This is a genomic window from Pontibacillus halophilus JSM 076056 = DSM 19796 (assembly GCF_000425205.1).
In the GTDB taxonomy this organism is placed as follows: Bacteria; Bacillota; Bacilli; order Bacillales; family BH030062; genus Pontibacillus_A; species Pontibacillus_A halophilus.
The window spans coordinates 1-22,403 of record NZ_AULI01000016.1; the positions used below are offsets into that span (position 1 = coordinate 1).

Sequence of the window (22,403 nt, forward strand, 5' to 3'; positions counted from 1 at the left end):
CAACCTTCACAGGTTAAAGAAGCTTTGCATGCCTTTTATGAGAAAGTGAATCAAGCTGGGCTTTCGGAGTTTAGTCAGGGGATAAAAACGTTGAAGAACTGGCAACCAGAGATTTTGAACAGCTTTGCGTTCAACTATAGCAATGGATTCGTAGAAGGGTTGAACAATCAAACGAAGGTTATTAAGCGAGATGCGTTCGGATTCCGAAGGTATGACCGTTTCCGATTGAAGATTCTTCTGCATCATCAATACAAACATACAAAAGACTTTCAAGTTGGTTAAGGGGCAGGAGTTTGCCTCCTACCCCAACAATTGACTTAGAACCTTTTTATTGTGAAAATTCCTTAGGATTGTCATGAGTTTGTACTATTTTCTTACAAGAGGTTTAGTATATAATGAAAGTACTAGAATACGACAAGGTTGGGGATTGGATGCGACTGATTTCGACGTCATCACTGACAACGGACGATTATTTAGCGAAAGCAATCTACAACGACCGGGGCAGGATATTGGTACAAGCAGGAACCCCACTAACGAAGCGTATGATTGCTAGGTTATCAGAACTAAACGTAACATATGTGTACATAGAAGATGAGCATACGTCTGATATCGAAGTGACATCTTCCATCTCAGACGAACGGCGTCAAGAAGCAATGAATCAAATTGAAACTACCTTTCAAATGATGAAGGAGAGCCCGGATTACATTAAATCCTTTATTACGAACCGTACAGCTGAATCCATGGGGAGTACGGTTCGCTCAATTATAGAAGATATTCAGAAGCATAATGAAGTCGTCACTTTATTAAGTGACGTATTCAGCTATGACAACTATATCTTTAGTCATTCTGTGAACGTAACGGTTTATTCTCTTGCGCTTGGTATGGAAATGGGACTGAATCGCAACCAACTTGAACAAATTGGCTTTGGAGCAATGCTCCATGACGTAGGGAAAATGTTTACACCGAAAGAGATTCTGTTTAAGCCTAGTCGATTAACCGATGAAGAGTATGGAATTATCAAGCAACATACGACAACAGGGTTTAATATGTTGCGTAAGGCACCAAATATCCCGCTCGTATCTGCACACTGTGCCTATCAACACCATGAACGTCTCAACGGTACAGGGTACCCTCGTGGAATCGAGGCGGATGATATTCATCTATACGCTAAGATTATCGGAATTGCAGATGTATTTGATGCAGTGACGAGCAATCGTGTCTACAGAAGAGCCATGCTGCCTCATGAAGGAATGGAAGTGCTGTACGCAGGCGCTGATACGTTATTCGATTATGAAATGATTCAACATTTCCGTCGAAGCATTGCCCTTTATCCGAATGGTCTCACCGTTCATTTAAGTGATGGCAAGAGTGGCGTCGTGTTCCAACAAAATAATCAAGTGTCTGACAGACCAATTGTACGTGTACTTGAACATCACCAACAACGATTGCGGCAACCTTATTTATTTGATTTAAGCAAGCATCTAAATGTAATTGTGAAAGAATGTGAAACAACGCTCGTTCAACAAACTTCATAAAGAAGGCAAACCCCTCAAAAGACATGCATATAGTCTAGTGAGGGGGATTTTTATGGGCTCATTTAACAAGAAACCTAAATCAATTGGACCACCTCCAGCTAAACAAATCTTCGTTGTAACGCTTGTTTTCTTTATTCTTAGCACGTTTGGAGGGATTTGGGTAATCAATCAAGGTATTGAACCAACTTTAATGAGCATTGCAGAAACAAGGACGAAACAATTCGCTAGGGAAGCCATTAATGAAGCAGTAAATAAACGAATTGCGGAAGACTTAGGATCAGATGAACTCATAAAGATTGAGACGGACCAAAATGGGAAAATCGTTACGATTGGGTGGAATACGGTCGTAGTGAACCGAGTGTTGCGAAATACCACTTTCCGAGTCCAAAACTACTTGAAGCGACTAGAAACAGAAGGGCAAGGCGTTTCTCCTGATAGTAGCCTTGATATTGAAGTAGACCCTGAGGAGAGCAACACGATTGACGGCATAGAAGAGGACCCGACTGTTGCTAGAATTCCAATCGGGCAAGCCACGAATATAAGTCTATTAGCAAATCTTGGTCCAGAGGTGCCGGTTCACTTTAAGGTAATTGGAGATGTTCAATCGGACTTTAACTACGATATGGTAGAATACGGAATTAATGGAGTCATGATTACCCTCTCAATTGAGCTTGAAGCGAATGTGAGTATTGTTATCCCGTTCTCCACTAGAACTGCGACAGTGAATACAAGTATCCCAGTTGATTTCAGAATCGTAAATGGAGTCGTTCCAGACTTCTATAATGGAAATGGGACAAACGGAGGGATTACGCCTTCTATACCAATCCAAGATTCAATCTTGCCATAATGCGCTCAACGTGATAATATATTTCATGACTTATTAAAATTTAATCTAAACCTTATCATATCGATGAGGTAGAGGCGCATTTAGTATCAGTAACTACTCCGAGGATGACAACGTTGAAGGGTGGTGAAAGGGCTACTTGCCGAAGTGTGTATGGGTGTCCGCTTATACATGCTGGTGTTTCTTTGAATAAGGGACTCACTGTCATGCAAGCCGAACGATTGGATTGCATGGAGCGCTACTGATCGAGATGGAGGATAACAATATTACGTGCAACGTTGCGGGTAATGATGGGTTATTTTCTTCATCATTACCCTTTTTGTATGTTCCTCACATTTCTACCACACCTACGGTACCTTCATGCTTCCTCGTTCCTTTTCCCAAAGCTTGGGAAGATCCAATTCAAACAACCATTGGAGGGAACATCATGGAAGGAACAGTTTATTCATTAATTCCACCTCTCGTGATGCTCGTACTTGTACTTCTGACAAGACGTGTCATCTTATCTTTAGGGTCCGGTATTGTTGTTGGTGCACTTATGTTACATGATTTTAATGTACTTGCGACGCTAAAGAGTATCTGGGAGAATTTCTACACCATTTTTTACTCAATACAAGACGGTTTAGCCGTCGGAAACATTCAACTGTTTCTTTTCCTCATACTGTTAGGAATTACGACAGCATTTATGACAGCATCTGGAGGAAGTCTTGCCTTTGGTAATTGGGCGATTCGACGAGTGAAATCTCGTAAGGGTGCACAACTCGTACCTGCATTCCTAGGGATTGTAATCTTCATCGATGACTACTTCAATAGCCTTGCTGTTGGTCAAGTTGCTCGTCCATTAACAGACCGTTACAAGGTTTCAAGAGCAAAGCTTGCGTATATCATCGATTCAACGTCTGCTCCAATTACGGTGATTTCCCCAATCTCAAGCTGGGGAGCGTTTATTATCGGTATCATCGGAACGCAGGTGTTAACACCAAATAATATTACAGAATACAGCTCATTTGAAGCCTTTGTTAAGATGATTCCAATGAACTTGTATGTGTTCGCAGCCATGTTCCTTGTTTTCCTTACTGTACTTCGCTCTTACAATATTGGTTCCATGAAGAAGCATGAGAACCTCGCTATGGAAGAAGGAAAACTGTTTGATGCTACGAAGACGATTCCAGGTGACTTGAACAATGAGTTTGTGGAAACGGACAAAGGGAAAATTTCCCATCTTCTTGTTCCGATTGTCGTGTTAATTGTCGCAACGGTTAGTACGATGATATACACTGGGATGCAAGGAACAGAAGGAGCAGCTTCCTTATTAGATATCTTTAAGAATACAAATGTAAACCAATCGCTATTTACAGGTGGAGTATCATCTGTGGTTGTGGCATTAATCATGTACCTTACCTTATCCGGTAACAAATCTCCTATTAATAAGGTGCTGATGGAAGGAACAAAGGCGATGCTCCCTGCCATCTATATCCTCGTCTTTGCTTGGATGATTGGTACTGTAATTGAATCCATTGGCACAGGTGAATATTTGGCAGATCTTGTTCGTGAATCTTCCATCTCAGCTTCTTACTTGCCATTAATTATTTTCTTAGTCGCAAGTTTGATGGCATTTGCAACCGGGACCTCTTGGGGCACATTCGGTATGATGCTTCCAATTGCAGGCGAGATTGCCGCGAATACAGATATGAATGTATTCCTACCATCTCTTGCTGCGGTGTTAGCAGGTAGTGTATTTGGGGACCATTGTTCTCCTATTTCTGATACGTCTATCCTGTCTTCTACAGGTGCTGGTTCGAACCACATCGACCACGTGATGACACAACTGCCTTATGCTCTAATTGGTGCAGTTGGTACAATTGTAGGTTACGTCATTTTCGCCCTGACAAGCAGCGTGCTGTTATCCTTGTTTGCTACCTTGGCGATTGTCGCGATCTTCGTGTTTCTCACACCGTCACCAAGCAACTCATCTAAAGAAACAATAGCATCTTAACTAGTAAGCTCACATTCATATCGAATGTGGGCTTTTCTTTATATGGAGTGATCTAAGTTACTTGTTCATTCGATAGCTGTATAAAGGAAGGGTGAAGGAGGTATGGTGGTTTGAGTAAGAAGTGGAAAGTTTACTTTGGAACTGTAGCTTTAGTAGCACTCCTCATGTTCATGTATGACACAAATGTGTGGGCGAAGCTTGGATATATAACCAGTCCCGAACAAGCATCACAACATGTTACGACTATAGATGATCGAACTTCAGTTGAGAAGGAAGAGAAGTCCAATCAAACGAACAGACCTGACCAATACAGTCTAACCAAAGAGATGAAGAAGGCCGATAAAGGCATTACACCCGTCAAGTTATCAATTCCTAAAATTAGCGTAGAAGCGGAAGTGAATGCTGTTGGCATACTTGATAACGGACAAATGGGTGTACCAGAACAGACCGAAGACATAGGATGGTTTGAGCCAGGAGTAAAACCGGGCCAAACAGGCAACGCAGTTGTTGCGGGTCATGTAGATAGCATAGAAGGACCGGCTGTTTTCTTTGATCTAGAAAAGTTAGCACGAGGCGATGAACTAACAATAGAAGGGAAAGATGGACAAACATTGACGTACGTTGTGAAACGTCTACAACGGTATGTAACAGCAGAAGCACCAATAGAAGAGATATTTGGTGAGACGGAGAAGAAACGGCTAAATTTAATTACGTGTACGGGAACATTTAATCATGATTTAGGAAGTCATGAAGAGCGTTTAGTGGTGTACACTGAGTTGTTGGAAAGTGAATGATAATGAAGTATACCGGTGCTTTAAAGCCTCTATGGGTTCGTAGAGGTTCTTTTTATCTTATACTTGACATTTGCTCTTTAGATTAAGAAGTAGGACAAAAGTTGTAAACAGGCTCTTGTCTATTTTCTCCCTCATGGTATAATACGAATAAATATCAGAAAATTTAAACATTTATAGGTTCTTACAGGCATAATACATACTGTAAGGACAGTAAAGAGAGGAGAGAGCGACATGGAACAACGGGGAAGTTGGGGGACGAGAGCTGGGTTTTTGCTAGCGGCAATGGGATCGGCCATTGGGTTAGGCAATATTTGGAGGTTTCCGGCAACGGCCTATGATAATGGAGGGGGAGCCTTCTTCATTCCATATTTGTTTGCCTTACTAACAGCCGGTATCCCGATTTTAATCATGGAGTACACAATTGGACATAAGTATCGTGGTTCAGCTCCTAAGTCATTAGGGCGATTAAGCAAAGGCTTTGAGTGGATTGGTTGGTGGCAAATCGGCATATCCTTTGTTATCTCGACGTATTACGCAGTTATTATTGCCTGGGCTATGATGTACGCTTATTACTCTATTAGTGGAGCGTGGGGCTCTGACACCGTTGCTTTCTTCACTGGGGATTTCTTAAACATGACAGACCCTGGTCAGTTTGGTGGATTGGTTTACAAGATTTTGATTCCACTTGTCATCGTATGGGTGATTACATTAGGGTTCCTTGCTAGAGGGGTTAAGAAAGGGATCGAAATTGCCAACAAGATTTTCATTCCAACGTTAGTGGTATTATTTTTAATTATTGTTATTCGTGCAGTCACATTAGATGGGGCGTTTGTCGGTCTTGAGGCATTCTTCCAACCAGACTGGAGTAAGATTGCCGAACCGGGTGTATGGGTCGCGGCTTATGGACAAATCTTCTTCAGTTTATCAATTGCATTTGCGATTATGATTACGTATTCCTCTTATCTAAGCAAGAAGTCAGATATTACGAACAACGCATTTATTACTGGTTTTGCTAACTCTTCATTCGAACTTCTAGCTGGTATTGGGGTATTTGCAGCGTTAGGATTTATGGCGAGTCAAGTGGACCAGCCGGTTACAGAAGTGGTTTCAGGTGGAATTGGGCTAGCGTTTATGGTATTCCCACAGATTATTAATGAGATGCCAATCTTGTCGAACGTGTTCGGAATCTTATTCTTCCTTTCGCTTGTGCTGGCAGGATTATCGTCGCTTATCTCCATCACTGAAACTTACGTCGCTGGTGTTTCCGAGAAGTTTAATGTATCACGTAAAGTATCCGTCTTTGTGGGTGGAGGCATAGCGGCAGTTATTTCTCTTGCTTATGCTAGTCAAGGTGGACTTGTCTTATTGGATACAGTCGACCACTTTATTAACACTTACGGGGTGGCGATGGCAGGATTGTTTGAAGTGGTAGCTATTGCTTGGTTCGCTAAGGCATTGAAAGATCTTAAAGCACATGCAAACTCTGTATCGGACATCCGTTTAGGTGGTTGGTGGACCTTCTGTGTTGGCGGCATCACACCGGTCGTTCTTGGTTATATGCTTCTCCAAAATATCCAAACAGAACTTAAGGAAGCTTATGAAGGATATCCAATTGAATTCTTATTCTACTTTGGCTGGGTCGTTGCGATTGGTGTCATGTTTATTGGCGCTTTATTTACGATTAAGCCTTGGCCGAACAATGATTTAGAAGTCACTTATGAGGAAGATAAGGGGGTGTCCCAATAATGCAGGCGATTATTGTTGCGATTGTTGGTATGGTCGTCATATGGGGCGGTCTAGTTGCGAGTATTGTTCATGCCGTTCGAAAATCATAAATAAGAGGAAAGGAGAAGGGGATTCCCCTTCTCCTTATTTCTGTAATAACTTTCTCGTTTCTCTTTCCCATGCTCTTAAATGTGGGTAAGGATCATAGGACCATTCGCTATGCCCATTGTCTCGATACATACCATAATGCAAATGAGGGGGGAACTTTCCTGATGTACCTGGAGGACCATATCCTGTTGCTCCAACGTATCCAACAACATCTCCAGGTTTGACAACCTGTCCTGGCTTGACCCCTTTTTCGAATCCGTTTAAATGGGCAAAGTAATGATAGGTGTTACTTGTATCACGAATGCCAATCCGCCAACCTCCATATCGGTTCCATCCCTTCATCTCTACGACGCCGTAAGCAGTAGCACGAACTGGGACTCCGTAATTCGCAAAGATGTCTGTCCCTTCATGTATACGTCTCCCGCCGAAACCACGAGCATCTCCCCACGTACTTCGGTAGCTGTAGTTATAAGAGAGAGGGACTGGGAAACGGTGTTCTGTGAGTTCTACTGTTTGGAAGGTCTCAAACACTTTCGCATTATTTGAAATGGCTTGAACGGATAAGTCACGTTGGTAGTAATTCCAAACGGCAATCTTCAAATCTTGATCTGTTGTCCCGTATCCGGATAGGTAGGAGGCCATTGTGTAAAGAATATCAAGGTCGTTTGTCTGGTCTGCAATGCCATCTCCGTCTCCATCTTTCCCAAGTCCATTAAATATAGATATTGTGTCTTCTTCTTGTGCATGATGACTTGAAGGGTTTGTCGGACCAGCCCATCTCTCAATTGGTATAGTTATGGAGATGAATTGGTTGGAGGCGTGTTCTTTATGGATATGCTTCTCGTATTGGTCTACTGCAGCAAGGAACGTCCACGGAACATGAGTGACACTCTGAATGGATTTATATAAGGACATACGCTCTTCATATTCGTTCTTCTCGGTACTATCTTCTGCAGCCATGGCTGTGTAAGGTACGATGAAAAGGGCGCATGTCATGATTAGTAAGAATCGTAGCAAATGGGTCTCACCTCCTCGAATGATGTTAGTTTGCGTCACTATAGTTATTTCATAGGTGGAAAATATTAAAAGAGGAGGAGGAATTAACGCTCGGATTACCATTTTATCCCAAGAGAGCAAGATGATTATAGTTACATGGCATGATTCAATAAGTAAGACTGTCGAGAAGAATCTCAACAGTCTAAGTTTGTTATTGCATATTCAGTTTTTCATTTTTCATTTCATCGGTTCGCATTTCTTCGTCATCCGCTACGTCTCGTTTGTCTTTGAAGGAACGTGTTTCATCGTTGTAAGTGTCTTCACCTTGAGGCGATTTCTTCATCTTCTTCACAACAGATTCTACATCGTCCCGATACGTTTTCTGTTGAAGGTTCTTTGTGCTTAATGCTTCAAGGTCATCAAATGTTTCTTCTGTATCGGACACGTACACTTCGTAGTAGCGAGGTAAGACAGACTGAGCGGTTTTCTTGGCAATGTCTGCAGCATAATTCTTGTTTTGATTTCCTTCATATTTATACCCGACTAACACTTCAGCATCTGTCACTACAGTCGCAACATCTTCAAATCCCTTTGTTCGTAGCAGCATGCGTGACACTAGATCGGACGCTTGCTCACGATCCATCACTGCGTACCGGTTTTCTGATTCATCATTGGCGACTTGGTCTTTATTGTATCGCACATACCCGACACGATTTGTGACGTTGTTGTCATATTCATTACCACTTTTTGATGTATAGCTGAAGTTCTCATTGTTTCTGTCACCAAATCCATAAGAGATTTTGTTGTAGGATTCATTTGGGTTGGTCATGTCGAATGCTTCGTCGTTTTCTTCAGCCCCACATCCTGAAGCAATTAGGGCTGTTGCAAGCAAAGCTGATGCAAACCATGGTCGTTTATTCATCGCATACCCTCCTGTTCATTCAAAGGTCTTCCCCATTCATAGGTTGGATTAAATTTCGTTCTTCATGCTAGAAAATGTTGCCCAAGAATGAAATGAAGAGGTAACACAATTCAAAATATGATACACTAGAGGCAACTATAGAGGTGATGAACGTGATTGAAGTACAAGGGAAAACGTATGAAATCATACATGATGAGAAGAATGGTTTCGTGCAGGAAACGTTAGAAGAACGATATAGCGATATTTTAACGAAATACGATTTTATTGTAGGGGATTGGGGTTATGGTCAGCTTCGTTTAAGAGGGTTCTATGACGACCAAAACCCGAAGGCTTCATTCGATACGAAGATTAGCACGCTGAATGATTATTTACTGGAGTATTGCAACTTTGGATGTGCCTATTTCGTATTGAAACGTATCGATCGGTAAGAGATTCAGCTCATACTAGAAAAAAGGGGGTCGAGTTGTGACCCCCTTTTTTTAATTATGTTACTGGTTATTTTCTTCTTGGGAAGGCTTTACATCTTGATTCGGATGGTCGTGGGTTGGGTGTGATGCTGGGTCTTGCCTCGGCAAGTCTTCGTGTAAAGATTTATTCTCGTAATTAAAGGCACTGTAGGATCGCTGGCCTTCTCGCCAAGGAGTGCTTTTGTTCAGAACGGCTTTCTTCTTGTTACGAGGGGCGCCATAAGGGCCTTCAGGTAACTGTTCAGGAGTCACATAATTACGCATAGCTTCAACATTTGCAAAATCAGAATAATGTTCTTTCTTATTCATATAGAAACAGCCTCCTTCCGCACTAGTGTGTACGGAAGGAGGCTGTTTCATTATAAGTAAGACTTAATAAACGTTCTTAATTCTTCTGCTTCCATTTGAGAGAAGTTGAGAGCGTGCTCCAGATACCCTTCGTCATACAAGTTAGCTAGCTCAATTTTCGCGAAGCGATTGTCTTGAAGGTCTAGGACAAGTTTCTCTTCCTCGTTTTGCTCATGGGAGAGGATGGCTAGGTCGTAGCGTTGAATATCTCCCATAAAGCTAATGTACCTAACGTCTGCTTGCTTAATGACATCTTGAATAACTTCCATTTCATCGGACATGGTACGCACTCCCTTCAGAATGGATTAGGATTCTTCACGTAAGTCTGGCTTTAAGTCTAAATGATGATTGGCTTGAATGAAGCGGACGGTTCTCGTCTTCGAGCGCATTACAATGGAATGCGTTTCCGCTGTATCTCCGCCAAGGAATCGTACTCCATTTAACAATTCACCTTCTGTGACACCGGTAGCGGCAAAGATGGCATCATCACTTTTCACAAGGTCATTCATCGTTAAGAGCTGTTCTGGGTCGTCAAGTCCCATCTCCATGCAACGGCTACGTTCTTCGTCATTTTGAGGGAGGAGGCGTGCTTGCATGTCTCCACCTAATGATTTAACTGCAGCTGCTGAAATAACACCTTCTGGTGCACCGCCGATTCCAATGAAAATGTCGATGCCTGTTTGAGGGAGGCAAGTTGCAATGGATGCTCCTACATCTCCGTCGCCAAATAGTTTCACACGCGCACCCATATTCTGAACGCGTTTTACAATTTCGTCATGACGAGGACGTTCTTGTATAATCACGGTCAGATCGTGAATACGTTTATTATTCGCTTCTGCGACAATTTCAATCGTCTTTTCTATTGGGTCATCTAGGTGGACTCTTCCAGCAGCCTTCTCACCAACTACAAGCTTCTGCATGTACATGTCAGGAGCATGTAGTAAGGCACCTCGTTCGGCAGCGGCAATGACCGTCATGGCATTATTGTGTCCCTTAGCGACAATATTTGTACCTTCTAATGGATCGACTGCAATATCTACATTCGGGCCATCCCCGGTACCCAAGTTTTCTCCTATATATAGCATGGGAGCTTCATCAAGCTCTCCCTCGCCTATAACAACCGTTCCATTCATGGATACGGTATCGAATACGTTTCTCATTGCTGTTGTAGCGGCATCATCCGCTTCATTTTTCTTGCCGCGTCCCATCCAATGGGCAGATTTAATTGCTGCTGCCTCTGTTACACGAACAAGTTCTAACGCTAACTCTCTATCCAATTGCTTCTCCTCCGCTTCTTTAATATCCTTATATATGATAGCAGAAATATCATCAAAACTTAAATGGTAAATCGGATTATGTCGAATATAGGTGAATTAGGTTGTTTAATGGAGCGAATAGGTAGGACATAATCTGAAGAAGGGGAGAAAATTACGATGTATTTTGTGAACCGAGAAGCAATTGAGCAAACGTTAACGTACTTGGATGGTGTACTCAGCCAATATGAAGAGGGGATGGCGCACACGCAACATGGTAAGCTTGCCTTAGAGCGTCTTGTTCATGTGTCGATTGAGTCCATTATTGATGTAGGGAATATGATGATTGACGGATTTATTATGAGAGACCCTGGTAGTTATTCAGACATTATTGATATATTAGTGGATGAGAAGGTATTGCCTGAAGAAGAGCAAACCCCTTATCAAACCTACATAAAGTTGCGTAAAGAGCTTGTTCAATCGTATACGACAATTGACCATGACCAATTGCTAAACGAATTAATGAACCATTCCAACATGCTGAACCAATTCTCGACTCGAATTCGTTCTTATTTAGATAACGAGTTGGGTCCGGTTTCAGCCTTTACGAATTCATAATAATTAGACGAGGGAGAATTACTTACATGAAGACTTACAGCGGGTATTTAATTGACTTAGATGGAACAATGTATCGTGGTGAAGAACGTATTGAAGAAGCTTCAACATTTGTTCAGCAGTTGAAAGACAGAGAGATTCCTTATATGTTCGTGACGAACAATTCCTCCAAGCGACCATCCCAGGTTGTAGAGAAATTGCGCAGTCATGATATTCCTGCAACAGAGGAGCAAGTTTATACTTCGAGTATGGCAACTGCTGCGTACATCAAGCGTCAAAAGCCTGATGCAACCGTATATGCGATTGGTGAAGAGGGATTGCAAAGTGCGCTATCGAAGGTGGGGTTAACCTTTGGGGAAGAGCAATGCGATTATGTAGTCATTGGTATGGACAGAGAAATTACGTATGAGAAGCTTGCGAAGGCAGCACTGCTCGTTCGGAAAGGGGCGACCTTCCTCTCTACAAATGGAGATATAGCCATCCCCACAGAGCGTGGTATGCTTCCGGGCAACGGTTCCCTGACTTCCGTAATTACGGTGACAACTGGTGTATCACCCACATTTATAGGGAAACCTGAATCGACGATTATGGAGTTGGCGCTTGATGAACTTGGAATGAGAAAAGAAGAAACGTTAATGGTGGGCGACAACTATGAAACAGATATTAAAGCTGGCATGAACGCTGGCTTAGATACGTTACTCGTTCATACAGGAGTCACGAGCCGTGAAGACTTAATTGTTAAAGAGATTCAACCTACCTTCACTGTGAAGAACTTAAGCGAATGGGTCATAGAATAAAAAGGGTCGTGCGCGTCGCACGACCTTCTTAATCATCTTCTTCGTCTGTAACACTGTGGGCGAGGCGACTGGATGCTGCCGCGGCAATTGCTCCTACAATGTCGTCTAGGTACGTATGGCAATACCCATGTGATTTGTCGTTTAATTTCTCCAGAATACCAGGCTTCACTTTGTCAATATAACCGTAGTTCGTGAAACCAATCGAACCATATACGTTGACGATGGACAAGGCGATGATTTCATCCACCCCATATAGGCTTTCATCTTCAGCAATCGTTGACTGAAGAGGCTCATCCAACATGTTCTTCTCTGCTAACACATCAAGCTGGATCCCCGTTAAGATGGCGTTTTGAACCTCGCGTTTCGAGATAACACGTTCCACATTATATTTGCATTCTTCCATCGTTAAATTGTCGTGATACTTTGACTGTAAATAGTAGACAAGGTCTGCAATATCCTCAATGGTGACGCCTCTATCGTCCAACCATTGTCTAGCCTTTTTTTCTAGTGCAGTCATTACATGTTTAGTCATCTGATCACCTTTTCTTCCCTGAGATGGTAAAACTTTTGTCTTCTATTATTCCCTTTGTTCAGTATATGGAAACATACTTTGTTTCGTTCTTTTTTTGAAAGGATTTAACAGGCTCAACATAGATTGTAGTAATAGGCAATGATGGAGGGGGATGCAGAATGAAAGAATGGCTCGAACAAACGTATCTGATTCATGTCTACCAGAAGGTTTATGGCAGCTTATATGAAGGGTATTCAAGTACAGATGGGAACTTCTTTATAGTTCCGGTACCTGGTGAACTGAAGGAAGAAGCTTATGAACAAAGGTCCTTAGCAGAGTTTCTGAGAGGGGCTGGCATGGAGCAAGTAGGACTGCCTGTCTTTAATCAGGAGGGCCAGTTACTATCCGATTATGAGAACCGGAAAGTCATGTGTGTCCATACTGTACCCCATAATGGATCTATGCAACAAGGCTTAGAGATGTTGGCCTCCCTTCATCAACTGGGTGCACAATACCCGTATCAACCTCAATATGTGTCGCGATATGGAGAATGGAAGTCACTCTGGGAGCAGAAGATGGATAAATGGCATGAGCTATATGAGAAGCAGTGGAGTGAACGACCTTCTTCTTCCTATCAGCGTCTCGTGATTGAAACGTTCCCTTACATAGAGGGACTGACGGAGAATGCTATTCAGTACTTGCAGGAAACTGAGCAAGACTGGCGATATGAAGAAGGGGACCAGGGTACGGTTACCTTTCAACGATTCCAATTTGACACGTTTAATCAGCCTTTATGGCCGACTGAATTTGTATATGACCATCGTGCGCGTGATTTGGCTGAAGGAGTGCGCACCATTTTACTTCAACAAGGGAAGGATGGGTTGAGGGCAATCCGAACTCTAATTGGGCAATATGAATCCGTCTCCCAACTATCCGTCTTTACTTGGAGGATGATATACGGCCGATTGCTCATGCCCATCCATTTGTTCGACAGATTAGAAGAAGTTATTATTTATGAAGATAAACAAAACGCACGCCTCGTGCACCAATTTAAAGAGCTCATGCAACAACAAGTCCAGTATGAATCTGCTTTAAAGCATTTCTTTCATGAGCTTGGAGTTGACCAGAAGCAATTACGTATCCCCATTCCACATTGGTTGAGTTAACGAGTGTAGTAGATATTCGGTCACGAGGTTTTATGGAGGTAGTAGTGGATGAATAAACCAGCCATTTATATAACAAGACAATTACCCGAGTCTGTCATTGCTCCTTATCGAAACATCTTGGATATTGAGATGTGGAGCAAATCTGAACAACCTGTAGACGCATCAACTCTTATGGATAAAGCACAACAAGTTGACGGGCTGGTGACGATGTTAAGTGATCAAGTCTCGTCTGAACTGCTAGGCACAGCTAAAGGCCTGAAAGCCGTTGCTAATCTTGCAGTTGGATTTGACAACATTGACCTAACATCCGCCGAAGAAAATGAAGTGGTCGTGACCAACACACCAGACGTCTTAACAGAGACAACAGCCGATTTGACTTTTGCGTTGATGTTAGCTACGGCCCGACGAATTGTTGAAGCCGCCGACTATGTTCGAAACGATGAATGGAAGAATTGGGCTCCTTATTTACTAGCAGGCACAGACGTCCATCATAAAACGATTGGGATTGTAGGCATGGGACGGATTGGAGAGGCGGTTGCTCAGCGTGCGAAAGGGTTTAATATGAACATTCTTTATCACAACCGCTCAAGAAACACAGAAGCCGAACAAGCGCTTCAAGCAAACTATGCGACTTTTGAAGAGCTATTAATTGAATCCGATTATGTTGTTTGTTTGGCTCCTTATACAGAAGAAACGCATGAGATGTTCAACACACAAGCCTTTCAGAAAATGAAAGATACCGCTATCTTTATAAATGCTTCAAGAGGCAAGAATGTGGACGAAGAAGCACTTTACGATGCGCTTGTAGCTAAAGAAATTAAAGCAGCTGGCGTGGATGTGTATAGACAAGAACCAATCCGAGCATCTCATCCACTTCTCTCATTGGACAATGTCGTCGCCCTTCCTCATATCGGGTCATCTAGTGAAGAGACGAGGACGGCTATGATTCAACTCTGTCTCGACAATTTAATTGAACTCTTTAACGGGAATGTTGCGAAAACGCCAGTTACTGAGAAGAAGCGCTTATCCACGTGATAAGCGCTTCTTTTTGTATGTGGTATAATTGATTTAAAAATCTGTAAATTCTAAAAAATACCTTGTAGAAATGAAAGAGAGTCGATATAATGTCCATTATAGAAAAACGAATGTACTCTCTAAAAAGACGGTGAGGAGTGAAGCGTATGAATTCCATCAAGGTAGGATTGTGTGGGCTAGGAACAGTTGGGTCTGGGGTTGTTCACCTTCTGTACCATCATCAGGAGAAGATTATGCACGATACAGGTTCAGCTATTGAAATCAAAGGCGTGCTAGTTTCTGATTTATCTAAAGTACGAGCGGGTGTCCCCGATGGAATAAAGCTTACTGACCAACGTGAAGATATTCTAGGTGATGATTCCATTGACCTCATTGTAGAAGTCATGGGAGGCGTTGAAGATGCGTACCAATTAATCAAGGGTGCCTTGCAGAAAGGTAAACATGTTGTAACTGCGAACAAAGACTTAATGGCTGTGCACGGGGCAGAGCTATTAGCAATTGCTAACGAGAATATGTGCGATTTAAGATACGAGGCAAGCGTAGCTGGTGGTATCCCAATTATTCGCTCCCTAACGGACGGTTTGGCCTCAGATAAAATCCATAAAGTTGTTGGAATCTTAAACGGAACGACCAATTACATCTTGACTAAGATGGTGGATGAGGGGAGGAGCTTTGAAGATGTACTGAAAGAAGCTCAAGAGTTAGGTTTCGCAGAAGCAGATCCAACTTCTGATGTTGATGGACTTGATGCAGCTAGAAAGGTAGTCCTATTAGCTACGCTTGCCTTTTCCATGCCTGTGGAACTAGAGGATGTAAGCGTAAAGGGAATTCGGAATCTTTCTTCTAGGGACATCGACTATGCAGAACAACTTGGTTATACCTTGAAATTGGTGGGCATTGCTGCCAGGGACCAAGAACGAGTTGAGCTAAGCGTTCAACCTACGTTCATTGCGAATAATCATCCCTTAGCTTCTGTTAAGAATGAATATAACGCTGTGTACGTATATGGCGATGCTGTAGGAGAGACGATGTTCTTCGGACCTGGTGCTGGTCAACTGCCAACTGCAACAGCAGTTGTTTCAGATGTCATGGATGTCGTAAAGAACATTCGCTTAGGAGTAACCGGACAGTCTTCCTTCCTTCCACAGTATGAGAAGCGCCTCAAACCATCGGATGAGGTTGTTTCCAAATACTATGTAAGACTAGAAGCGAAGGATCAAACGGGAACATTTCTCGAAATTACAAACGTGTTCGCCCAGAATGAAGTGAGCTTTGATAAAATTCTTCAATTGCCGCTCGTCTCAAATGAAAAAGCCGAAATTGTAATGGTTACCCACAGAGCGAGTGAACACCAGTTAGAACGAATTTTAAATGGGCTTGAACAATTAGATGTTGTTGAAGGGGTCTCAAGCTACTACCGAATTGAAGGGGAGGGAGCTTAGATGGGATGGAACGGCCTGCTGCAAGCATACAAGTCATGGCTCCCTATAACAGAGAATACACCTCTGCTGACGCTTCACGAAGGAAATACGCCCTTGATGTATTTAGAGAAGCTTTCTAAAGAATTGAACATTGAAGCCTATGCCAAAGTAGAAGGGGCGAACCCGACTGGTTCATTTAAAGATAGAGGCATGGTAATGGCGATGGCGAAAGCTTTGGAAGAAGGCTCAACTGGTGTTGTATGCGCGTCTACAGGGAACACATCCGCGTCTGCAGCAGCCTTTGCAGCTAGGGCGGGTCTTCGTTGCATCATTGTCATCCCAAATGGCAAGATTGCACAAGGGAAGCTAGCACAAGCGGTGATGTATGGGGCTGAGATCTACGCTATAGATGGGAATTTCGATAATGCGTTAACGATTGTGAAGCGGCTAGCAGAAGAAGAAGGATTAACTCTCGTAAACTCTGTAAACCCATATCGGATTGAAGGTCAAAAGACAGGAGCATTTGAAGTATGTGATGGATTAGAGAGAGCGCCTGATTCCTTCTTTATCCCGGTTGGAAATGCTGGGAACATTACAGCGTACTGGAAAGGATTTAAAGAGTATCACGAGAAGAAGGGAACTGGTTTGCCTCGTATGTATGGTTTCGAGGCGAGCGGGTCTGCTGCGATTGTACGAAATGAAATTATAGACCAGCCAGAAACGCTCGCAACAGCAATTCGAATTGGCAACCCTGCAAGCTGGAAACAAGCTGTAGAGGCAACGGAGCAATCCGCTGGGTCTATTGGTGAAGTGACAGACGATGAAATTGTAGAAGCCTATAAGTGGCTGGCGAGAAACGAGGGAATCTTTGCTGAACCAGCATCGTGTGCATCTATAGCAGGTGTGTTCAAAGCCTATAGAAATCAACAATTCCAGCCAGGAGAAGTAGTCGTTTCTGTCCTAACCGGGAATGGTCTTAAGGACCCTGTTACTGCCGTCGATGTACATACATTTGATTCTACTGTGATTGCAAATGAGTATGAATCCGTAAAGGCAGCCGTCAAAGGGAAAGTTCTGCAATGAAACATGACTCCCTTGTAATCACTGTACCTTGTAGCACATCTAATTTGGGACCTGGTTTCGATTCAATCGGAGTGGCTCTGAATCTTTATTTAGAAGTAGTTGCTGTACGGAGTGAGGTATGGGCTTTCCATTCAGAAACCCCCTCACTTACTAACCTACCGACTGGGACAGATAATCTTATTTATAAAGCTGCTGAATTTACGGCTTGTAGGTATGGGAAGACTTTGCGACCTTATCGGGTGTCAATTTCAAGTACGATCCCGATGGCGAGAGGGTTGGGGAGCAGTGCAGCTGCAATTGTAGCCGGTATTGAACTTGCTAACAAGTCGCTAGGTCTGCAATTGACAGATAGAAACAAAGCACTATTGGCAAGCGAATATGAAGGTCATCCGGACAATGTAGTGCCGTCCATTGTAGGTGGGGGAGTCGTTGCACATTATGAGGAAGGTCAAATTGAATGGGTGAGTGTGCCTTTATCTCGAGCTTCCTTTGTGGCTGTTGTTCCTTCTTATGAATTGAGCACAACGCAGTCACGGCAGGCGTTACCTCCTTCATTTGCGTTTCAGAAGTCGGTGTATCAAAGCTCGGTAAGTAACATACTTGTGGGGGCTTTAATGACTGAACGATACGACTTGATTGGAGAGTTTATGGGGAAGGATGTGTTTCATCAACCGTATCGGAAACGCTTCATTCCTCATTTTGACCGTATTTATGACTACATGGGTGAGTGGGCATACGGGACATTTCTAAGTGGGGCTGGTCCAACGATGCTTAGCCTTCTAAAGGAACCAGCTAAGATCGATGAGGTAAATCGATGGCAAGAGGATTTCCCACAATTCCAATGGATCCCTCTATCTGTAAGCAATAGTGGGGTTGAAGTAATCCCAAATAAAAAAGCAGCTGGCACATCGTAGCCAGCTGCTTCTGTCATTATTAAAAGACTTGCTCTACTTCGTAAATACCAGGGACCTGTTCGGTCAACGCGCGTTCAATCCCAGCTTTCAAAGTGATTGTCGAACTTGGGCAGCTTCCGCAAGCACCCATAAGACGTAGGCGTACAATGCCTTCTTCTACATCCACGAGTTCTACGTCTCCACCGTCACGTAGTAAGAAGGGACGAAGTTTATTCAATACTTCTTGAACCTGTTCATTCATCATCCATCTTCTCCTTTCTTAATATCTATTATAAAATGGAATCAACGAAAAATCTATGTTTACATCGATTTTTCATCGTCGTCGTTGTCAGTTACTATGTTGAGAACGATTATCATTTTATCGCGTTTTGTGCGTTTTGTAAATTACTTGGAATTTTAGTGGAGGGGTGATGGGATGAGTCAAACGATTATAGAAGTGTACGGGGCAGAACAGCTATGCGCAAGTTGTGTCAATCTTCCAAGCTCTACAGAAACATATGATTGGATCCAAGCAGCAATTGGGCGAACATTTGAGACGGAAGACATTGCGTTTAGCTACGTGGATATTCACAAGCCTCTAAAGGAAGCAGAGAGAAGCTTTGCACAACGTATCTTGAACGATGAATACTATTATCCAGTGGTCCTCGTCAATGGCAAGGTGGTAGGTGAGGGAAATCCAAGATTGAAATCCATCTACAAAGCACTCGAAGATGCTGGCATAGAGCGGATACGAGACGATAGAAGGTAGAAGCACGAACGTTGTTTTCCTAATAGTGTTATGGTAGCATGACCTATGAGTAGGGGATTCATCATGAATGAAGAGGTGAAATGATGGGTCCAATTATAGAATTTTGTATGAATAATTTAGCCAGTGGATCTGAACGTGCAAGAGAACTGTTAGAGAAAGATCCTGAGCTTGATGTTATAGAATATGGTTGTCTTAGTCACTGTGGCCTTTGCGCCCAGTCCCTGTTTGCTTTAGTCAATGGGGATCGTGTAACAGGAGAAACTCCTGAGGAATTGGTGGAAAATGTTTATAAGCATATGGAAGAGAATCCCCTGTTCTAAAGAGCCGCTATTATCTAGAATAGCAAGGCGATGCCAATCAGGCATCGCTTTCTTTATAAGGAGAATTTTCGCAATATAGTCACTATTGCTATGATTACTAACTATATGAACTGTTTTATACATACAAGTTTACATGAATAAGGATATATTGTTAAAATATTTACAGGTGTTTTTAGCAAGATAAAGGATTCAGACTAAAGAAAGAGGGTAAAGTTTCCAATGGGAGAAGTTTGGTATTTCATAGACTCAGGTAATGCCTCCCCTGAATGGAATATGGCGTTAGACGAGAAACTAGTAAGTTGGCATAGTGAGGGGAAGATTCCGCCAGTTATACGATTTTACGGTTGGAACCCTGCTACACTATCTGTCGGATATTTTCAAAAGTTAAAAGGCAAAATCGACCTTGAAGCAGTGGAGAAGCATGGATATGGATTAGTAAGAAGACCAACGGGTGGCCGAGCGGTCTTACATGATAAAGAGTTAACATATAGCGTTATTGTTTCAGAGAAACATGAAGCCATGCCTAAAACGGTTACGGAAGCTTACCGTGTCATTTCAGAAGGACTGTTAAACGGCTTTCGTAACTTAGATATTCAGGCTGATTTCTCTATACCTGAAGGGAAGCTCCAACAGACTGGTTCTGCCGTTTGCTTTGAAGAACCTTCTTGGTATGAACTGATTGTTGAAGGTAGAAAGGCAGCGGGTAGTGCACAATCCAGGCAAAAAGGTGTCATCCTTCAACATGGTTCGATACCAATTGAAGTGGACGATGTGGCGCTATTCGATATGTTTATCTATCCGAATGAGCGTGTGAAAGAACGCGCACGTAAAGCATTCGGAGGGAAAGCAGCTGCGATTAATGAAGTGGCAGCCACGCCAAAAAGCTTAGAGGAAGTCAAATCAGCATTTAAACAAGGATTTGCTGCTGGATTAGATATCGAGTTAGAGCATTATACGTTAACAGAAGAACAAATTGAGGAAGTAAATGAGCTAGCTATCAATCGGTATAAGTCTGACGAATGGACATACTATCGTTAGGTAAACGTAAGCGAATAGAGGAGTGTTATCATGCCAAAGTATGAGCATAAGAGAAAACCAGAATGGTTAAATATTCAAGTGAAAACGAACAAGACTTACAACCGCATGAAAAAGATGATGCGCGAACGTGGCTTACATACAGTCTGTGAAGAGGCAAGATGCCCGAACATTCATGAATGCTGGAGTGAACGTAAGACTGCCACATTTATGATCTTAGGTGATACTTGTACACGTGGTTGCCGCTTCTGTGCGGTTAAGACAGGTCTACCTAATGAATTAGATCGACAAGAACCAGAAAAAGTAGCAGAGTCCGTAGAAATTATGGAGTTGAAGCACGCCGTAGTAACGGCTGTTGCCCGTGATGATTTAGATGACGGTGGTGCATTTATTTTCGCTGAGACCGTTCGTGCGATTCACCGCCGTATGCCTGGGACAACAGTTGAAGTTCTTCCATCCGATATGAAAGGGGACTATGAGAGTCTACATACCCTCATGGATGCAGGACCAGATATCTTTAACCACAATATTGAAACCGTACGTCGTCTTACACCAACTGTACGTTCTAAAGCGACCTACGACCGCTCTCTTGAACTACTTAAACGAGTGAAAGAAGTGGCACCGAACACACCTACAAAATCAAGCATTATGGTAGGACTTGGGGAGACAAAAGAAGAAATTATTCAAGCGATGGACGACCTTCGTGCTCATGATGTAGATATCATGACGATCGGCCAGTACTTGCAGCCGACGAAGAAGCATCTAAATGTAGAACGTTACTACCATCCGGATGAATTTGAGGAGCTTCGTCAAATTGCCATGTCCAAAGGATTTACGCATTGCCAAGCTGGCCCTCTTGTTCGTTCTTCTTACCACGCAGATGAGCAAGTAAACGCAAGCTCTGCCCAGCGTCGTATTAAGTATATGAAGGGGTATGAAGAGCAACACGAAACAGAATTAGACCAAGTGAACTTCTAAGAATACTAAAATACCGGATTCCAACTTTAATTGGAGTCCGGTATTTTTATTGTGCGAGGGAGCGCTGTAGCTTTTGGTCTTCGCGTGTTTGATACCACTGGTCCCGAGCCAATTCTACAATCTTCGGATCAAATACAGTATTCTTCTGTTGGATCACTTTAGAGAAGTAAAATACAGCCGATGCGTGTTCTCCTAGTCGTCTCTTGCATTCTCCAATTAAGTAAAGAATCTTGAGTGGATTCATCTCAGTAGAATGACGGTCTGACTCTGAATAAGCACGCTCATAGCTTGTTACAGTTAACCTCATAAACCGCTTTTCCTGTTCTTTCATATCCAATTTCCGATATAGCCAGACTAATCGTAAATAAAGTCCTGCTAGCACAACGGATTTTTCTTTCTTTAACGTTGCTGTATAGACAGCTAGCTTATAAGTATGAATAGCATCTTCTAGTGAGCGTTCATGTGAGAAATCTTGTGTACGATACTTGTCAACTAGGTTGGATTTTATCTCTCTCTTCGTACCTGGCGGAAACCAGGGGGAAAACTGGTCAGTAGAGGTGAATCCGCAACTTGGACATACAAATGTGTTATAAAGAACCGGGTCGTAACGCTCAACTTTGTAGTACGTGCAAAAATCAGAATCCGTAACTACAGGTGTTGTAAAGCGGGACCGAACTTTCTTAGTAGGATAAGTCGTTGAACAAAAGGTGCAAGTGATCTGCTTGTCATATAATGGTTCTATAGACGGATTCATTATACCAACTCCATGTACAAGGTATAGGTATAATATAC

Annotated in this window: 27 protein-coding genes and 1 riboswitch; of the genes, 19 read left to right on the forward strand and 8 right to left on the reverse strand. The window is 42.7% G+C overall.

The annotated features are described in order from the left end of the window. The 7 genes from H513_RS0114360 to H513_RS21700 all read left to right on the forward strand — a co-directional run. The coding region (locus H513_RS0114360) for a transposase (RefSeq protein WP_026801343.1) at positions 1-282 on the forward strand (282 nt) is incomplete at its 5' end. Positions 283-395: 113 nt separating this feature from the next. Next, on the forward strand, positions 396-1,535 hold the full coding sequence (locus tag H513_RS0114365; RefSeq protein WP_231572137.1) for an HD-GYP domain-containing protein: 1,140 nt from the start codon (positions 396-398) through the stop codon (positions 1,533-1,535). Between the two features lie 52 nt (positions 1,536-1,587). After that, a complete protein-coding gene (gene yunB / locus H513_RS0114370) occupies positions 1,588-2,382 on the forward strand; it encodes a sporulation protein YunB (protein WP_026801345.1) in 795 nt (264 codons plus the stop codon). Positions 2,383-2,443: 61 nt separating this feature from the next. Beyond that, positions 2,444-2,628, forward strand: a riboswitch (Lysine riboswitch). A 178-nt stretch (positions 2,629-2,806) separates the two neighbouring features. Continuing rightward, positions 2,807-4,375: a Na+/H+ antiporter NhaC family protein gene (locus H513_RS0114375; protein WP_026801346.1), complete on the forward strand. Its 1,569-nt coding sequence runs from the start codon at positions 2,807-2,809 to the stop codon at positions 4,373-4,375. 110 nt (positions 4,376-4,485) lie between these two features. After that, positions 4,486-5,169, forward strand: a complete 684-nt coding sequence (locus H513_RS0114380) for a class F sortase (RefSeq protein WP_051240031.1) — start codon at positions 4,486-4,488, stop codon at positions 5,167-5,169. 231 nt (positions 5,170-5,400) lie between these two features. Then, positions 5,401-6,915, forward strand: coding sequence for a sodium-dependent transporter (locus tag H513_RS0114385; protein WP_026801348.1), 1,515 nt, complete (start codon positions 5,401-5,403; stop codon positions 6,913-6,915). Further along, the gene (locus H513_RS21700) at positions 6,915-7,004 is read left to right on the forward strand and encodes a MetS family NSS transporter small subunit (RefSeq protein ID WP_154655263.1); all 90 of its coding nucleotides are present in this window, start codon (positions 6,915-6,917) and stop codon (positions 7,002-7,004) included. Before H513_RS0114385 ends, H513_RS21700 begins: the two co-directional genes overlap by 1 nt. Before the next feature lie 34 nt (positions 7,005-7,038). Here H513_RS21700 and H513_RS0114395 read toward each other — a convergent pair whose 3' ends face one another. Both H513_RS0114395 and H513_RS20375 read right to left on the reverse strand, forming a co-directional pair. Next, on the reverse strand, positions 7,039-7,998 hold the full coding sequence (locus H513_RS0114395; RefSeq protein ID WP_026801349.1) for a M23 family metallopeptidase: 960 nt from the start codon (positions 7,996-7,998) through the stop codon (positions 7,039-7,041). Positions 7,999-8,209: 211 nt separating this feature from the next. After that, positions 8,210-8,920, reverse strand: coding sequence for a YhcN/YlaJ family sporulation lipoprotein (locus tag H513_RS20375; protein ID WP_051240033.1), 711 nt, complete (start codon positions 8,918-8,920; stop codon positions 8,210-8,212). A gap of 152 nt (positions 8,921-9,072) precedes the next feature. Here H513_RS20375 and H513_RS0114405 point away from each other — a divergent pair, with 152 nt between their 5' ends. Next, a complete protein-coding gene (locus tag H513_RS0114405) occupies positions 9,073-9,348 on the forward strand; it encodes a YutD family protein (RefSeq protein WP_026801350.1) in 276 nt (91 codons plus the stop codon). A 60-nt stretch (positions 9,349-9,408) separates the two neighbouring features. Here H513_RS0114405 and H513_RS0114410 read toward each other — a convergent pair whose 3' ends face one another. Genes H513_RS0114410 through glpX form a run of 3 tightly spaced genes read right to left on the reverse strand, consistent with a single transcriptional unit; the run spans position 9,409 to position 11,012 of the window. Beyond that, a complete protein-coding gene (locus H513_RS0114410) occupies positions 9,409-9,696 on the reverse strand; it encodes a hypothetical protein (RefSeq protein WP_026801351.1) in 288 nt (95 codons plus the stop codon). Positions 9,697-9,746: 50 nt separating this feature from the next. Continuing rightward, on the reverse strand, positions 9,747-10,016 hold the full coding sequence (locus tag H513_RS0114415) for an SAV0927 family protein (RefSeq protein ID WP_026801352.1): 270 nt from the start codon (positions 10,014-10,016) through the stop codon (positions 9,747-9,749). A 24-nt stretch (positions 10,017-10,040) separates the two neighbouring features. Next, positions 10,041-11,012 (reverse strand): class II fructose-bisphosphatase, encoded by a 972-nt coding sequence (gene glpX / locus H513_RS0114420; RefSeq protein WP_026801353.1) that lies wholly within the window; start codon positions 11,010-11,012, stop codon positions 10,041-10,043. Positions 11,013-11,168: 156 nt separating this feature from the next. Here glpX and H513_RS0114425 point away from each other — a divergent pair, with 156 nt between their 5' ends. After that, the gene (locus tag H513_RS0114425; RefSeq protein WP_026801354.1) at positions 11,169-11,606 is read left to right on the forward strand and encodes a DUF86 domain-containing protein; all 438 of its coding nucleotides are present in this window, start codon (positions 11,169-11,171) and stop codon (positions 11,604-11,606) included. 26 nt (positions 11,607-11,632) lie between these two features. Then, positions 11,633-12,400, forward strand: a complete 768-nt coding sequence (locus H513_RS0114430) for a TIGR01457 family HAD-type hydrolase (RefSeq protein WP_026801355.1) — start codon at positions 11,633-11,635, stop codon at positions 12,398-12,400. Between the two features lie 28 nt (positions 12,401-12,428). On the opposite strand, the gene H513_RS0114435 is transcribed toward H513_RS0114430, so the two are convergent. After that, the gene (locus tag H513_RS0114435; RefSeq protein WP_026801356.1) at positions 12,429-12,932 is read right to left on the reverse strand and encodes a phosphatidylglycerophosphatase A family protein; all 504 of its coding nucleotides are present in this window, start codon (positions 12,930-12,932) and stop codon (positions 12,429-12,431) included. A gap of 158 nt (positions 12,933-13,090) precedes the next feature. Here H513_RS0114435 and yutH point away from each other — a divergent pair, with 158 nt between their 5' ends. From yutH to thrB, 5 genes are all read left to right on the forward strand, one after another. Continuing rightward, positions 13,091-14,077 (forward strand): spore coat putative kinase YutH, encoded by a 987-nt coding sequence (yutH, locus tag H513_RS0114440; RefSeq protein WP_026801357.1) that lies wholly within the window; start codon positions 13,091-13,093, stop codon positions 14,075-14,077. A 48-nt stretch (positions 14,078-14,125) separates the two neighbouring features. Continuing rightward, positions 14,126-15,112, forward strand: coding sequence for a 2-hydroxyacid dehydrogenase (locus tag H513_RS0114445; protein WP_026801358.1), 987 nt, complete (start codon positions 14,126-14,128; stop codon positions 15,110-15,112). A 146-nt stretch (positions 15,113-15,258) separates the two neighbouring features. Then, the gene (locus H513_RS0114450; RefSeq protein ID WP_026801359.1) at positions 15,259-16,554 is read left to right on the forward strand and encodes a homoserine dehydrogenase; all 1,296 of its coding nucleotides are present in this window, start codon (positions 15,259-15,261) and stop codon (positions 16,552-16,554) included. After that, a complete protein-coding gene (gene thrC / locus H513_RS0114455; RefSeq protein WP_026801360.1) occupies positions 16,555-17,616 on the forward strand; it encodes a threonine synthase in 1,062 nt (353 codons plus the stop codon). Next, positions 17,613-18,530, forward strand: coding sequence for a homoserine kinase (thrB, locus tag H513_RS0114460; protein ID WP_026801361.1), 918 nt, complete (start codon positions 17,613-17,615; stop codon positions 18,528-18,530). Before thrC ends, thrB begins: the two co-directional genes overlap by 4 nt. A 19-nt stretch (positions 18,531-18,549) precedes the next feature. On the opposite strand, the gene H513_RS0114465 is transcribed toward thrB, so the two are convergent. Further along, complete coding sequence (locus H513_RS0114465; RefSeq protein ID WP_231572136.1) at positions 18,550-18,774, reverse strand: NifU family protein; 225 nt, start codon at positions 18,772-18,774, stop codon at positions 18,550-18,552. A 171-nt stretch (positions 18,775-18,945) separates the two neighbouring features. Between H513_RS0114465 and H513_RS0114470 the strand changes: the two genes are divergently transcribed. The 4 genes from H513_RS0114470 (at position 18,946) to lipA (ending at position 21,611) form a co-directional block, all read left to right on the forward strand. Beyond that, positions 18,946-19,278, forward strand: coding sequence for a YuzD family protein (locus tag H513_RS0114470; protein ID WP_026801363.1), 333 nt, complete (start codon positions 18,946-18,948; stop codon positions 19,276-19,278). 80 nt (positions 19,279-19,358) lie between these two features. After that, positions 19,359-19,598, forward strand: coding sequence for a YuzB family protein (locus H513_RS0114475; RefSeq protein WP_026801364.1), 240 nt, complete (start codon positions 19,359-19,361; stop codon positions 19,596-19,598). Between the two features lie 219 nt (positions 19,599-19,817). Next, on the forward strand, positions 19,818-20,636 hold the full coding sequence (locus H513_RS0114480) for a lipoate--protein ligase family protein (RefSeq protein ID WP_026801365.1): 819 nt from the start codon (positions 19,818-19,820) through the stop codon (positions 20,634-20,636). 30 nt (positions 20,637-20,666) lie between these two features. Next, the gene (gene lipA / locus H513_RS0114485; RefSeq protein WP_036770596.1) at positions 20,667-21,611 is read left to right on the forward strand and encodes a lipoyl synthase; all 945 of its coding nucleotides are present in this window, start codon (positions 20,667-20,669) and stop codon (positions 21,609-21,611) included. Between the two features lie 46 nt (positions 21,612-21,657). Here the strand turns inward: lipA and H513_RS0114490 are convergent, their stop codons facing one another. Then, the gene (locus tag H513_RS0114490; protein ID WP_051240035.1) at positions 21,658-22,365 is read right to left on the reverse strand and encodes a DUF2225 domain-containing protein; all 708 of its coding nucleotides are present in this window, start codon (positions 22,363-22,365) and stop codon (positions 21,658-21,660) included. Between the last annotated feature and the right edge of the window lie 38 nt (positions 22,366-22,403).

Bases quoted from the DNA above. Each gene is read 5' to 3' on its own strand.
- H513_RS0114365 (WP_231572137.1), top strand. From the start codon at position 396: ATGAAAGTACTAGAATACGACAAGGTTGGGGATTGGATGCGACTGATT.
- yunB (WP_026801345.1), top strand. From the start codon at position 1,588: ATGGGCTCATTTAACAAGAAACCTAAATCAATTGGACCACCTCCAGCT.
- H513_RS0114375 (WP_026801346.1), top strand. From the start codon at position 2,807: ATGGAAGGAACAGTTTATTCATTAATTCCACCTCTCGTGATGCTCGTA.
- H513_RS0114385 (WP_026801348.1), top strand. From the start codon at position 5,401: ATGGAACAACGGGGAAGTTGGGGGACGAGAGCTGGGTTTTTGCTAGCG.
- H513_RS21700 (WP_154655263.1), top strand. From the start codon at position 6,915: ATGCAGGCGATTATTGTTGCGATTGTTGGTATGGTCGTCATATGGGGC.
- H513_RS0114395 (WP_026801349.1), bottom strand. From the start codon at position 7,998: ATGACATGCGCCCTTTTCATCGTACCTTACACAGCCATGGCTGCAGAA.
- H513_RS20375 (WP_051240033.1), bottom strand. From the start codon at position 8,920: ATGAATAAACGACCATGGTTTGCATCAGCTTTGCTTGCAACAGCCCTA.
- H513_RS0114410 (WP_026801351.1), bottom strand. From the start codon at position 9,696: ATGAATAAGAAAGAACATTATTCTGATTTTGCAAATGTTGAAGCTATG.
- H513_RS0114415 (WP_026801352.1), bottom strand. From the start codon at position 10,016: ATGTCCGATGAAATGGAAGTTATTCAAGATGTCATTAAGCAAGCAGAC.
- H513_RS0114425 (WP_026801354.1), top strand. From the start codon at position 11,169: ATGTATTTTGTGAACCGAGAAGCAATTGAGCAAACGTTAACGTACTTG.
- H513_RS0114430 (WP_026801355.1), top strand. From the start codon at position 11,633: ATGAAGACTTACAGCGGGTATTTAATTGACTTAGATGGAACAATGTAT.
- H513_RS0114435 (WP_026801356.1), bottom strand. From the start codon at position 12,932: ATGACTAAACATGTAATGACTGCACTAGAAAAAAAGGCTAGACAATGG.
- yutH (WP_026801357.1), top strand. From the start codon at position 13,091: ATGAAAGAATGGCTCGAACAAACGTATCTGATTCATGTCTACCAGAAG.
- H513_RS0114445 (WP_026801358.1), top strand. From the start codon at position 14,126: ATGAATAAACCAGCCATTTATATAACAAGACAATTACCCGAGTCTGTC.
- H513_RS0114450 (WP_026801359.1), top strand. From the start codon at position 15,259: ATGAATTCCATCAAGGTAGGATTGTGTGGGCTAGGAACAGTTGGGTCT.
- thrC (WP_026801360.1), top strand. From the start codon at position 16,555: ATGGGATGGAACGGCCTGCTGCAAGCATACAAGTCATGGCTCCCTATA.
- thrB (WP_026801361.1), top strand. From the start codon at position 17,613: ATGAAACATGACTCCCTTGTAATCACTGTACCTTGTAGCACATCTAAT.
- H513_RS0114465 (WP_231572136.1), bottom strand. From the start codon at position 18,774: ATGATGAATGAACAGGTTCAAGAAGTATTGAATAAACTTCGTCCCTTC.
- H513_RS0114470 (WP_026801363.1), top strand. From the start codon at position 18,946: ATGAGTCAAACGATTATAGAAGTGTACGGGGCAGAACAGCTATGCGCA.
- H513_RS0114475 (WP_026801364.1), top strand. From the start codon at position 19,359: ATGATGGGTCCAATTATAGAATTTTGTATGAATAATTTAGCCAGTGGA.
- H513_RS0114480 (WP_026801365.1), top strand. From the start codon at position 19,818: ATGGGAGAAGTTTGGTATTTCATAGACTCAGGTAATGCCTCCCCTGAA.
- lipA (WP_036770596.1), top strand. From the start codon at position 20,667: ATGCCAAAGTATGAGCATAAGAGAAAACCAGAATGGTTAAATATTCAA.
- H513_RS0114490 (WP_051240035.1), bottom strand. From the start codon at position 22,365: ATGAATCCGTCTATAGAACCATTATATGACAAGCAGATCACTTGCACC.